Raw genomic sequence first — 12,126 nt, forward strand, 5'->3', positions numbered from 1 at the left:
TCCTCTGTAGCCAGATGTGGATCTACGCTGGGAGGATCGTTTCTTTTTCCAAGGTATTCCTATAGGTTATGTAAATCTGAAAAATGCGTAAGAAGGGCGGTATTTAAGAAACCACTACCATTTGTATTTAATTTCTTAACTTTCTCTTATCTGGAAGCTTCGGCCATCTCAGTAATGGCCTTAATCGGTTATAGACCCAACGTGATTCCTTCGTCAAAAGCGGCCCTAGTATGGCGAGAATGAGAACATACAAAGCGGCAAACGGTTGTAATGAAGTCATCAATCCTCCTGCTTTAGCGAGAGTGGCTAAAATAATAGAAAATTCTCCCCGCGAAATAATCGTTAGTCCAACATTCAGTGAAGCTCTGTAGGAGAGACTTGCTTTCCTCCCTGCCCAAACACCTGATACAATATTGCCTAAAAGAGTTAAAAGGACAGCAGCCAGGGCATACCAAACTGCTCCACCCAAGACAAAGGGATCAATACTTAGACCAAAGCTAAAGAAGAAAAGGGCACCAAAGAAATCCCTAAAGGAAACCATTAAATGCTCTATGCGTTCGGAATGATCTGTTTCTGCCAATACCAGACCAATTAGTAAAGCTCCGATGGCTTCAGCAATGTGCAGCGTTTCAGAAAAACCCGCTACCAAAACTAAAATAGCAATAATTACAAGCATAAAAGTTTCGTCGGAAGGAATATCCAACCAACGGTCTAGTTTTGGAACCAACTTATGCCCTAAAAATAAAAAACCACCGATAAATGAGAGTGCCGTTATGGCGCTTATTATTATCACTGAAATGGAAGTGGAACCGGCGAGAACCAGGCCAGAAACAACAGAGAAAAAAATTGCCACGAAGACATCTTGAAACATCATCAAACCTAAAATGATCTCCGTTTCATCATTCGCTGCCCTCTTTAAATCGACAATTACTTTTGCTACAATTGCGCTGGAGGAAATAGTCATAATTCCTGCTACCACAAGGATTTCCTTAATCGGCCAACCCAGCACTAAAGGAAATAGAATAGCTATGGTCAAGTTAATAACTAAATAGAGTATCCCAGTTCTAATTATGGATGGCCCCGCAGATAAAAGTCGTTTGATAGAAAATTCTAATCCTAGGAAAAACAGGAGAAACAGCACACCTAAACGTCCCATGAAGTCAATTAAGGGGGCACTCTGAATAAATCTGAAGTCAAATATGCTTATGTGAGGCGCCTGTGGGCCAACTACCATGCCGGTTAGAATTAGGATTGGCACAATAGAAATTCTGAGTTTACTGGCCAGAATTCCTGCAGCTGCAATTAAAGCTAGTGCAAGTCCTATTTCCAGTATCAAGTATTCCATTACTGAATACTCCCGTGAGACAGTAGATGCTTACATGCTTTAACCTGGTTCTTTTCACCAAGAATTACAACAGTAGCGCCATTTCGAAAGGTTGCCTGAGGACCGGGATTGACTATTTTAGTATGATCATGGTCTACCATCGCAATAACAGTTCCTCCAGTAACCTGCCGAACGCGCAATTCCGCGATGGTTTTGCCTACTGCATACGCTTCAGGCTCAAGTTTGTACCATTCTATAAGCATATCGCCAAAGGCGACGTCCACGGTCTCTAATGTTTGGGGGCGATATGTCATCCCACCGATTATTGCAGCTATTACCCTCGATTCTTCATCATCCAAGGTTACCATCGAGATAGAAACATCTGGGTCCTCAAGGTAATAATGATAAATTTCCCTTCGTCCGTCATCATGAACAACGACGACGATCTTATCTCCGCTGCGGGTTTTGAGTTGAAACTTCCTGCCAATACCCGGTAAATCTATTTCTTTAATTAATTTCATGTTATTACCTCCATTATTGCTCTCACAAAAGGGAAACAGTAATTTATTAAAAGTAGGTAGTTTCTAGGTCAACGATTGTTGAATCCCAAGGATTTATTATTTAGGGATTAATTTCTACTCATTACTGCTCTCAATAGCCTATACAATTCTGATTTTTTTGTCAACAATTATAAGTAAATCATAGTTTGTCCAATATATTCGGGATGTAAGGGGTTACTTCAGCTCTGTACCGTTTGAGTCTGGCTTGACATTCTAGAAGGTAATATAGTACATTGTGATATATATGGGGGTGAGAAACTAAATGGATGATAATCCTGGAGACATGCGAAGTAGCAATGCGGCTATGCTTTATGTTATAAAAAAAGAAAATCGGTACAGAATTTTTTGTAGAAGGCTTTAACAATCCCGGAAATTAGGATTAGTATTACCTTCTTTTATTTATTACTGGATTATAAATTATGGAGATGAAAAATTTTGTTTGCCGAAATTCTATTTTTAATAGTGCTTATCTTGCTGAATGCTTTCTTCGCTGCTTCGGAAATTGCCTTAATTTCATTAAACGATAATAAAATAAGAATAATGGCTGAAGATGGGGATAAAAAGGCCAAGATTATAAATAACCTTCTGGGTGAACCAAGCAGGTTTTTGGCCACAATCCAAATAGGAATAACTTTAGCCGGCTTTTTAGCCAGTGCATATGCATCGGAAAGTTTTTCTGATCCATTAGTTAAATTATTACTGACAATAGGCATACCGATTTCTGAGGCCTGGTTAGATACAGCGGCAGTATTTGCAATTACAATGATATTATCTTACTTTACATTGGTTCTCGGAGAACTTGTTCCCAAAAGAATCGCCATGAAAAAGGCGGAGTCCATTGCTAGATTTGTTGCAAACCCACTGCGCGCGCTTTCAATTATAACATTACCCTTCGTAAAACTGCTAACAGCTTCTACCAATTTAATTGTAAGGTTTTTTGGTGTTAATCCACATGCAGAAGAAGAGCAGGTGACAGAAGAAGAAATCCGAATGATGGTGGATGTGGGTGAGGAAAAAGGGACAATTCATCAAACTGAAAAGCAAATGATTAATAATATTTTTGAGTTTGATAATAAAACTGCGGAGGAGATAATGACCCATAGGATTGATATTGCTGCTCTTCCGCTTGAAGCAAGCCTTAATGACGTTATTTCTTTCCTCAAGCGGGAGAAGTATTCGAGGATACCGGTTTATGAAGATTCAATTGACAACATAATTGGTGTGATGCATTCTAAACATCTGATCCAATATTTAGCCCAGGAAAGGGATCAGAAGAGTTTTAAATTATCAAATTTTATAAAAGAACCTTATTTCGTGCCGACTTCCAAAAGGACTGATGAACTGTTTAAAGAACTCCAACAGAACAGAAGGCATATAGCGGTTATTATTGATGAATACGGAGGAACGGCAGGAATTGTTACTTTAGAAGATTTAATTGAAGAGATTGTTGGAAATATTTTTGATGAAGACGAAGAAGAAGAAGTAGAACTATTTGATAAACTGGATGAGAATACGGTTATGATAAATGGTTCTGCTAGTCTGGATGAAGTTAAGGATTACCTTGATGTTGAACTTCCTATAGAGGAATATGATACGTTAAGTGGTTTTGTGATAGGCCAACTAGGCAGGATCCCGGGAAAAGAGGATAATCCGACTGTGGAATTTAACGGTGTGGTCTTTAAGGTTGAGGAAGTTGAAGAAAAAAGAGTTACTATGGTTAAAGTATGTAGAGCTTAGTTTAATATAAGAAAAAAGCGAGAGCTTTTCGCCCCCTCAAGATAGCAGATATTATCACAGAGTATTTTTTCAGACTCCGCTTTTTTCTAATTCTAAATGTCAGACTGCCCGAGTAGCTGTTAACGTCACAGAGATGTTCGACCTTATCGATAAGAGAATATTTGATATAAAAGTTTAAAAGAACAATTAAACCCTACACCTACCGTTGCTTTTCAGTGCAATTTTTTGCGTTTTCTTTCGAGCCAATGTGACAAACTGAGGCATGTCGGGAAACTAGCCACAGGTGTGCCTGCGCTACTTCGCTAGCCTGTGCAAAACGCACCAGCATACTTAATTAATTTCTGTCAAGCCAGAAGGCCTTTCTGAAAATAAAGGCCTTCTAGACGTATCAGACGTATCAGACGTATCAGACACCCATGCCGCCCGGAGGCACCATCGAAGGATGAAAATAGATTGTATTTTTGGATAGACCCCCATGCCGCTTGACGGCACCATCAGATTCCATCCCCGGTCATCTGATTAAGCAGGCCGTTTTTAGTATAGTCATAAATGTAAGAAATAGAGTTGCTCCCTGCAGTGAGCGTAAATCCGGTGAGCTCATCTTTTAGAGAGTAGGTGGGCGGGCTGGCTAACTGAGTTAAAACAGTATTGTTACCGTCTTTTTCCACGTTGCCGGTTAGGTTCCCGATGGCATCGTAGCCGTACGTGAATTCATTAAGAAGCGTTGTATTGGAGTACGCCTTAACCGTCTTGCGCCGTCCTTCGAGGTCGTAGGTATAGCTATACTTTTTCCCATCGGAGAACAGGATCTGGCTGACGTTCTCGAGGGCATCATAACTCAGAGTTACCGTGCCGCCATCGGGATTAGTCTTGATTTGCAGGCGTCCCCCTTCATCGTATTGGAAGCCGGTTATGTTTCCGTTAGCATCCGTCTCACTTAAGAGGTTGCTACGGACATCATATGAGAAGCTGTTGTGGTCGTAAGTGGAAGTCCCCGCTAGCAGAGAAGAGTCCGTGACATTACCGTTAGCATCGAGAAGGTAGGTGGTCGTGTTATCGGCATTATCCTTGACAGAGCGTAACTGTTCCTGTCCGTCATAGCTGTAATCGACGGTTTCCCCACCCGGAGCCGTAACTTTTGCCACCTGACCATAAGAGTCGTTTTCAAAGGTAATTGTGTTATTTAACTGGTTTTTGATACTGGTTACATAATTCTTATTATTATCATAATTGGTGCCGGTGATCAGGTTGCCTGAGCTTAAGCGGATATTATCAAATTTAGCGATCCCGCTGGCATTAAAGATCTCCAGGCGCACTTTTACTTTGCCACTAACGGTTGCCTTAAAAGAAAAGGCATACTTCGTCCAGGGCGTGTCTCCTTTGATAAGCGGACTGTAGGCATCGCTGACGGGATTCCCCGAAGTGTCTAACAAGACGGCGTGCAGCCGGGCTCCACCTTCGGTTCCAGCCACAATCCCTTGCGTTGACATAAAGCCGGCTAAGCTATATGACTGGCCTTGGGTGACCACCGGCACGACTTGGGATTCTAAATAGGAGCTTCCGGTTGAAGGGAGGTTGACGATTCCGTCATGTCCATCCGAGTAAGCACCACTGTCAGCGGCCACCGTGGCATATCCATCTGAGGGGTTCCAGCGCACATTGCCCCTCATGAACGTAGAGTCAAAGCTTCTCCACTGCGAGTGGAGTCGGTAAACGAGGTGGCATAGGGAAGCTGCTCCAGCTGCGGTCTGGAGGCAGAAAGGGTAACGCCTGTGGGTAAGCCGGTAAACTTAAATCCGATTCCCATTGGCAATCTTTCCCTCTTCAAGCTGCAGAGCGTTAAAGTATGCTATGCCGGTTTCTTAGCTGATTCCTGCCCGGGCGAAAACGGTTGTGGAAGCGGCGTTGGCAGGAAGAGTAAAGCTGACTTCTTGTCTGTTAAGACAGGTTGACCCATTTACATAGTTACTCTCTGCCGTTTGCCAGGTCCCGGTACTGTCCTGGTAATCGATAAAGAGGGCTGCCCTTTTGTTGTTGGTACTGCTGATATTGTTTGTTTTGGTATATGCGGAAAATATATAGGTATTGCCATTGTAGCTCCAGGCTTTGCGAGTGTTGTTCCCATAGACAATGTTTAGCTGATTGCCCAGAGTACCTTCGCCAGAGATTTGTCAAGGAGTGAGTACAATGCCAACGGAAACTCCTACCAGACACGGTAAACGCCCGATTCTAGATATTCCGTATTCCCAACCTGAAGCGATGCTAGAAGTAATTGCTGCAGTTGGTGTTCTGACCCTAATTATTCTTGTTATTGTATCGTGGCCAGAACTACCTGATGAAATTCCAAGCCACTTCGGAGCATCGGGTATATCCGATGCCTGGGGTAGCAAGCTATCAATATGGTTATTACCGGGAATAGGGGCTGGTCTTTTCGCATTATTAACAATAGTAAGTAAGTTTCCGCATACTTTTAATTTTCCTTGGGCTGTTACTGACGAAAATGCCGAAAAGCAGTATCAAATCGGACGGACGATGGTCGTTAGTTTAAAAGCAGAACTAGTCTGGCTATTTGCGTACATGGAATTTGGTATTATTCGAGCGGCAATGGGCAAAACAAATGGTTTAGGTATGGCGTTTGTACCCATCACTCTCATCATTGTTTTTGGTACGGTCGCAATTTGTTTGGTAAAGGGATATAAAGCGAGATAACTTTTCGCAAAAAACCTTTTCAATTCCACCGGTGGTGATCTTGCTGCTATTAAGGAAATGCGGTCATGGATACAAAAACTAATGATTTGTATGATCCGGCTGTAACCCGAAATTAATCTGCTTCTCAACTCTCACCCGAGGGTTGGTTTCTTCACCTATGCGGTTTCCCAGCAGTTGACTTATTCAACCATAATCAACCACTAATCCATTGTTTTAATGAGCTGAGATACGTACAATATAATTGAGGTGATAAGTCTGAAAGAAATTCTTTCGTGACGTTTTGTGCCTCAAGAAAGGAATGACTATAAACATGAAAGAAATCAATATTGCAAAAATGCTGGTTACAAAGCGCAAAGAAAAAGGTATAACCCAGGATGAAATTGCCGCCTATATTGGGGTCTCTAAGGCATCTGTATCCAAATGGGAAACAGGGCAGAGTTATCCCGACATTACCTTCCTTCCGCAACTGGCGGCTTATTTCAATATCAGCATTGACGAATTGATGGGTTATGCGCCGCAGATGATCAAGGAAGATATCAAAAAATTATATCATCGCTTGTCATCGGAATTTGCTACCCGGCCATTTGACGATGTTTTAGGAGAATGCCGGAGAATAATTAAAAAATACTATTCCTGTTTTCCGTTACTGATGCAAATGGCAGTGCTGCTGGTTAATCATCACATGCTTGCAGACGAAAAGAAAAGGCAAGAAGAGATATTGCATGAAGTGGTCGAGTTATGCCAAAGAATTAAAACCGAAGGCGACGACGTGTGGCTCGCTAAGGAGGCCACTTCTTTCGAAGCCGTTTGTTATCTTATGTTACAGCAGCCCCAGGAGGTTTTGGATTTACTAGGAGAATCAATCCGACCGCTTCTGACGGATTATGAGATTGTAGTACAAGCCTATCAGATGTTGGGGAATCCAGCAAAGGCGAAAGAAGTAACCCAAATCAGCATGTATCAGCATCTGATTGCCTTAATTGGAGCGACACCGGTTTATTTGCTGCTAAATGCAGATAATAGCAATAAGGTTGAGGAAATTTTGCAGCGGACCTTATCTGTGGCAGAAACCTATGATTTGGAACGCTTACATTCGAACATTATGGCACAGATCTATTTTACGGCAGCACAGGTGTACAGTTTACAGGGCAATGCCGAAAAAGCCCTGGACATGTTACGGAAATATGCAGATATCTGTACCAGGAGCTTTTTCCCTTGGACATTACACGGGGATTCATTCTTTGATGCAATTGATGGCTGGTTTGCGGACTTTGATTTAGGTGCCGATGCCTTGCGGAATGAAAAAGTAATCAAAGAAAGCATGTTGCAGAGTGTTCTGTCCAATCCAGCATTTGCAGCTTTAACAGATCAGCCACGCTATAAAAGCATAATTGAATCATTAACAATAAATGTAGGAAAAACAATGTAGGAAAAATAAAACAAGAAAAACCAATTTAGGGAAAACCAGTATAGGGGAAACCAGTAAGGGGGCATATGATATGCAGGAATTTATTGAGTATTTACCGTTTTTAATTCCGTTAATTATCCTTGAATTGGCTTTGGCGATAGTTGCCTTAATTCATGTCCTGAGACATCCAAATTATCGCTTTGGAAATAAAGTGCTTTGGATTCCGGTTGTGTTGCTCATCCAAATCATCGGCCCGATTGTTTACTTCGTATTTGGCAGAGGGGATGAGTAATGGATATTTTAAGCATCGAGCATTTATATAAAAACTTTGGTACGCATCAAGTTATAAATGACTTAACCTTTACTGTACCGGAGCATTCCGTGTTCGGCTTTCTCGGTCAAAACGGGGCCGGCAAAACTATCACTATGAAAATGGTGTTAGGATTGTTAAGGCCTACAGGCGGAAGTATCACTGTGTGCGGAGAGCCGGTAACTTTTGGTCAGACAAAAACGAACCGGTTTATCGGATATCTTCCCGATGTCCCCGAATTTTACAATTATATGAAACCTCAGGAATATTTGAAGCTGTGTGGTGAAATTACGGGGATGTCCAAAGGTGATATCAAGGAAAAAAGCGATGAACTATTAACCTTAGTCGGGCTTAAAAAGGCGAACAAAAGAATCGGGGGTTTTTCCCGGGGCATGAAACAGCGACTTGGAATTGCACAGGCGTTACTGAACAGACCTAAACTTCTGATATGCGATGAGCCTACCTCTGCCCTTGACCCCATAGGGAGAAAAGAAATACTGGAGATATTGCAACAGGTGAAGGGCAAAACGACGGTTTTATTTTCAACTCACATTCTTTCTGACGTGGAGCGAATCTGTGACAGGGTTGCTGTCTTACATGAGGGAAATCTAGCCTTGTCGGGAACGTTGACTGAAATAAAAGCACAGCATAAGCGGGACAGCCTGCTGATAGAATTTAACTCACATACAGATATGCAGGCGTTTATTACAAACAAGCAAATGCAACCTTTCCTGAAGGATGCAGAGCAAGCCGGGATGAGCCTTGTCTTGCATACACACGATGTTTCCCAGGCGGAATCAACAGTCATTGCAGTACTTGCAGAAAACAGCCTGCTGCCAACCCGGTTAGAAGTGCTTGAACCAACACTTGAAAGTCTGTTTATGGAGGTGCTCCAATGAGGGCTTATCTTGCTTTTACCCAAAAAGAGTTTTTGGAAAGTCTGCGCACCTACAAACTGTTGATTATGTTTATGGTGTTTCTGCTCTTTGGTATGCTTGGGCCCCTGACAGCAAAGCTTACTCCTCAACTGCTGGAAGCATTCGTCCCAGAGGGAATACAAATTATCATGGCGGAGCCGACGGCCCTTGATTCATGGGCACATTTTTTCAAGAATATATCACAAATGGGATTTATGGTACTTGTCATCCTGTTAAGCGGTATGATGGCAAATGAGCATAATCGCGGAACATTCGTCAACATCCTGACAAAAGGCCTGCCGCGTAGGACAGTCATCCTTTCAAAATTCACTGCAGCTTCTGTTATATGGACAGTCAGCTATGTTATTTGCTTTAGTTTGTCCTATGTGTATACCGCATATTTTTGGAGCGGGGAGGGGATTTTAAATCTTCCGTTTTCCGTATTCTGTCTGTGGTTGTTTGGTATCCTGCTTCTTGCCGTAATTCTGCTGGGAGGAGTAATTTCCAGGAACAGCTATGGCTGTCTGATGTTTGCAGGAGGTTTTATAGTAATCCTTTTCTTGCTGAATATTGTACCGAAGTTTCAGAAATACAATCCTCTTACACTGGTATCACTTAACATGTCATTATTGACCGGCAACACTGTACCAAAAGACTTAACGGCTCCGTTGATTATAAGTGTTGCAATTGTCATTTTGTTTATCATCATCGCAATAGGAGTGTTTAATAAAAAACAGATATAGTAAGACTATGGCACCATAATCCCGCTTATGTAACAATCCACATTTATATCTCTAATTCCCCTTATTTTCTCTTATTACTTCGAATATTGTAGACTTGCATAGTATACGAAGCAAGCGTTAAGTGCCAGCGACGTTAAGCGAACAGGAATCCTTAGCGTTAATACTGCCAACGGTTCACTTCCAGAAAGCCCAGAGGTTTTGGCACGTTAGCTGAGGAGTTCTGTTCGTAGCTGCGAAAACATGCGAGCGAAGTATCTATGCGAGGCTACAAAACCCCAGAAAAGAAAAGACGACTCAATTGAGACGTCTTCGAATGCTAGTTTAGACAATTCTGGAATTCGTCTGCCGATGTGTTGAAAATTGATGTTAAACGCTCGGTTGTAATCACTTGAATTTTTTCTTTTTCGTAAAGAGGATTGCTTTATCCCAGATGATATCATAAAGGTCCGGGCCAACTTTGGTTTCTTTATCCTGGTAAGTCCTAAAACCGATAAAAGCATCCTCATTATTATCAACGCCGTAGGCACTTCCTAAGGGATTGCCTGTACTGTACGGTATAGCAACAATACTATCTTTAACAATCTTTCTGGCCATTTTAAATACATAATAGTATTTGGCGTTTTCATATCCGTCAGGGAAAAGTTCAGCAGCAGAATTGGAAAACTCAACGGTATTGAAAGCACCGACAACGCCATTATCAAGCTCTGCACCATAGAAAGAGGCTTGGCCTAATATTGCTTTGCCGGTTTGTTCGTGGTTGATGCCATAGATAATGACAAAATCGTCATCGCTTGCTAATTGGAAATTGTTTGTTTTTAAATACAAGGCATCACTATTATCCCCAAGAGCATTAACATCCTGTAGTATTGCTTGATAACCTTCCAATGACCATTTATCTGTAGCCAAATCGATGTGCTTATATTGCGGGCTGCTATATTTTTTAATTATCTCCTCACGCAAATGGTCCAGATCATCTACCACGTTGGGCACAACCTTATATTCTGTAGTGTCTGTTTCCCTGATTTTAAGGGTTGGTATCGGCCAGGGATTTTGATTAGCGAAGGGAATTTTTGGTGTGATGCGCAAAACCTTAAAAAACTTATGAACATTTTTGATATAGGCATCGCCAATACTCTCCTGTGCCCATAATTGAGCCCGCATAACAAATAATAAGGTATCCTTTCCCTTTTCCAGTCCCATGTTAACCAATTCCATAGGGATGTTGTCATCATTCATAATTTGCGAACTATACCCGGCAACGCCCAGGGCATCACGGACTTGTTGATTAACACCCTTGTCAGCCGAGCTAATAATGATGGTGGAGCTGTTAAATGGGGATCCATCCGATCCTTGCGGCGTATTAGCAGTCCAGATTCCCGCATTACTCAATGAATCACCCAGACTTGCAAAGATCATATGGTAAAAACCGGTATAGTCATTTCCTGTTGTAATAGCATCGCTGTAGTCCTTTTCGAATTTATTTTCCGTTAAGCCCAAATAACTTCTAAAACTAAAGTAATAGGCCGGGGGAGGAGTCCGACCAATTAGGACAATAGCCTCATCTGGCCGCAGCTTAAAGGTTGCACCGGGGAGAATAACGTTTATATTGGCCGGATAATTATTCGGGTTGTCAGGATCATAGTCTTTCGGGGGCTTTTGTCCTTCGGAGGGATCCTGGTTGGGAGCCGGCGGCAGGGTTAAGATTGCGTAGGGTGCATTGGTATTGTTCCCGAAACAAGAGGGAACTTTGCCTTCACTGGCAAGTTTTAGGATATCTACATAATTTAATTTTCCTTCCTGCACAATAAAACCTCTGTTCCACAATGTTGAAATAAAACTATTTATATTTCCATTATTATCTTTCGCTTCATTCAGCGGGGAGTTAGACATCAGGCACATCTCCTTAAATATTAAGCTATGGTCTTTATGCAATGTTTACTTATCTAAAAGTACAGCCCAAATTTTCTCAAGCCTTGTTTTCATAGTACAAGATATGTTTACACACGGCGATAAGTGAAAAAATGAATAATTAAATGAACGACCGGTTTTCAACCTACAGATGACTTTGATACTGTTTTTGGGAGAAATGCATTTACTACGGATATAACATTAGAAGAGGAAATGAAGCTGATGGGGATGCTCTGGCCGGCTTGTTGGAAGACAATATGGTCAAACCCGGTATAAATACATTTTACATTTTGATAAAGACCAGCTGCCCCCGGTAGAAGCTTTCTGGTCAGTAACAATGTATGGCTCGGATTTCTACCTGGTGCCCAATAAAATTAATCGTTAGACTTATGAAATACCAGGGGTACGTGTCCAGTAACCAACTTATATTTATTCCGGCAAATAAAGAGGGTCACCGGCAGACGGCGGACCCTCATATTTCTTGTCAACATTAATACAAATTCCCAAACC

11 protein-coding genes and 1 pseudogene are annotated in these 12,126 nt (G+C 41.8%); 8 read left to right on the forward strand and 4 right to left on the reverse strand.

All coding sequences use genetic code 11. The annotated features are described in order from the left end of the window. Positions 1-127: 127 nt before the first annotated feature. Both AC6I5A_RS13430 and AC6I5A_RS13435 read right to left on the reverse strand, forming a co-directional pair. The gene (locus AC6I5A_RS13430) at positions 128-1,345 is read right to left on the reverse strand and encodes a cation:proton antiporter (RefSeq protein WP_034617043.1); all 1,218 of its coding nucleotides are present in this window, start codon (positions 1,343-1,345) and stop codon (positions 128-130) included. Further along, positions 1,345-1,845, reverse strand: a complete 501-nt coding sequence (locus tag AC6I5A_RS13435; protein ID WP_034617045.1) for a cation:proton antiporter regulatory subunit — start codon at positions 1,843-1,845, stop codon at positions 1,345-1,347. Before AC6I5A_RS13435 ends, AC6I5A_RS13430 begins: the two co-directional genes overlap by 1 nt. Before the next feature lie 474 nt (positions 1,846-2,319). Between AC6I5A_RS13435 and AC6I5A_RS13440 the strand changes: the two genes are divergently transcribed. After that, positions 2,320-3,621, forward strand: coding sequence for a hemolysin family protein (locus AC6I5A_RS13440; protein ID WP_034617048.1), 1,302 nt, complete (start codon positions 2,320-2,322; stop codon positions 3,619-3,621). Positions 3,622-4,115: 494 nt separating this feature from the next. On the opposite strand, the gene AC6I5A_RS13445 is transcribed toward AC6I5A_RS13440, so the two are convergent. Then, a complete protein-coding gene (locus tag AC6I5A_RS13445) occupies positions 4,116-5,279 on the reverse strand; it encodes an RHS repeat domain-containing protein (RefSeq protein WP_034617051.1) in 1,164 nt (387 codons plus the stop codon). A 114-nt stretch (positions 5,280-5,393) separates the two neighbouring features. Between AC6I5A_RS13445 and AC6I5A_RS13450 the strand changes: the two genes are divergently transcribed. From AC6I5A_RS13450 to AC6I5A_RS13475, 6 genes are all read left to right on the forward strand, one after another. Further along, positions 5,394-5,573 (forward strand): hypothetical protein, encoded by a 180-nt coding sequence (locus AC6I5A_RS13450; protein ID WP_034617053.1) that lies wholly within the window; start codon positions 5,394-5,396, stop codon positions 5,571-5,573. A 235-nt stretch (positions 5,574-5,808) separates the two neighbouring features. Continuing rightward, a complete protein-coding gene (locus tag AC6I5A_RS13455; protein ID WP_034617056.1) occupies positions 5,809-6,330 on the forward strand; it encodes a DUF1648 domain-containing protein in 522 nt (173 codons plus the stop codon). 310 nt (positions 6,331-6,640) lie between these two features. Next, positions 6,641-7,759: a helix-turn-helix domain-containing protein gene (locus AC6I5A_RS13460; RefSeq protein ID WP_034617059.1), complete on the forward strand. Its 1,119-nt coding sequence runs from the start codon at positions 6,641-6,643 to the stop codon at positions 7,757-7,759. Positions 7,760-7,829: 70 nt separating this feature from the next. After that, a complete protein-coding gene (locus AC6I5A_RS13465) occupies positions 7,830-8,030 on the forward strand; it encodes a PLDc N-terminal domain-containing protein (protein ID WP_034617076.1) in 201 nt (66 codons plus the stop codon). Further along, positions 8,030-8,947, forward strand: a complete 918-nt coding sequence (locus AC6I5A_RS13470; RefSeq protein WP_034617079.1) for an ABC transporter ATP-binding protein — start codon at positions 8,030-8,032, stop codon at positions 8,945-8,947. The genes AC6I5A_RS13465 and AC6I5A_RS13470 overlap by 1 nt, the downstream gene beginning before the upstream one ends. Beyond that, the gene (locus AC6I5A_RS13475; protein WP_034617083.1) at positions 8,944-9,708 is read left to right on the forward strand and encodes an ABC transporter permease; all 765 of its coding nucleotides are present in this window, start codon (positions 8,944-8,946) and stop codon (positions 9,706-9,708) included. The genes AC6I5A_RS13470 and AC6I5A_RS13475 overlap by 4 nt, the downstream gene beginning before the upstream one ends. A gap of 384 nt (positions 9,709-10,092) precedes the next feature. Here AC6I5A_RS13475 and AC6I5A_RS13480 read toward each other — a convergent pair whose 3' ends face one another. Then, positions 10,093-11,598: a hypothetical protein gene (locus AC6I5A_RS13480; RefSeq protein ID WP_034617086.1), complete on the reverse strand. Its 1,506-nt coding sequence runs from the start codon at positions 11,596-11,598 to the stop codon at positions 10,093-10,095. Between the two features lie 295 nt (positions 11,599-11,893). Between AC6I5A_RS13480 and AC6I5A_RS13485 the strand changes: the two are divergent. After that, positions 11,894-12,001 (forward strand): annotated as a pseudogene (locus AC6I5A_RS13485) (DUF1214 domain-containing protein); the annotation flags it as partial. Between the last annotated feature and the right edge of the window lie 125 nt (positions 12,002-12,126).

This window comes from Desulfosporosinus sp. Tol-M2 (genome assembly GCF_059735615.1).

Excerpts from the sequence above, each read along its gene's own strand:
- AC6I5A_RS13430 (WP_034617043.1), bottom strand. The coding sequence starts at position 1,345 with ATGGAATACTTGATACTGGAAATAGGACTTGCACTAGCTTTAATTGCA.
- AC6I5A_RS13435 (WP_034617045.1), bottom strand. The coding sequence starts at position 1,845 with ATGAAATTAATTAAAGAAATAGATTTACCGGGTATTGGCAGGAAGTTT.
- AC6I5A_RS13455 (WP_034617056.1), top strand. The coding sequence starts at position 5,809 with ATGCCAACGGAAACTCCTACCAGACACGGTAAACGCCCGATTCTAGAT.
- AC6I5A_RS13460 (WP_034617059.1), top strand. The coding sequence starts at position 6,641 with ATGAAAGAAATCAATATTGCAAAAATGCTGGTTACAAAGCGCAAAGAA.
- AC6I5A_RS13465 (WP_034617076.1), top strand. The coding sequence starts at position 7,830 with ATGCAGGAATTTATTGAGTATTTACCGTTTTTAATTCCGTTAATTATC.
- AC6I5A_RS13470 (WP_034617079.1), top strand. The coding sequence starts at position 8,030 with ATGGATATTTTAAGCATCGAGCATTTATATAAAAACTTTGGTACGCAT.
- AC6I5A_RS13475 (WP_034617083.1), top strand. The coding sequence starts at position 8,944 with ATGAGGGCTTATCTTGCTTTTACCCAAAAAGAGTTTTTGGAAAGTCTG.
- AC6I5A_RS13480 (WP_034617086.1), bottom strand. The coding sequence starts at position 11,598 with ATGTCTAACTCCCCGCTGAATGAAGCGAAAGATAATAATGGAAATATA.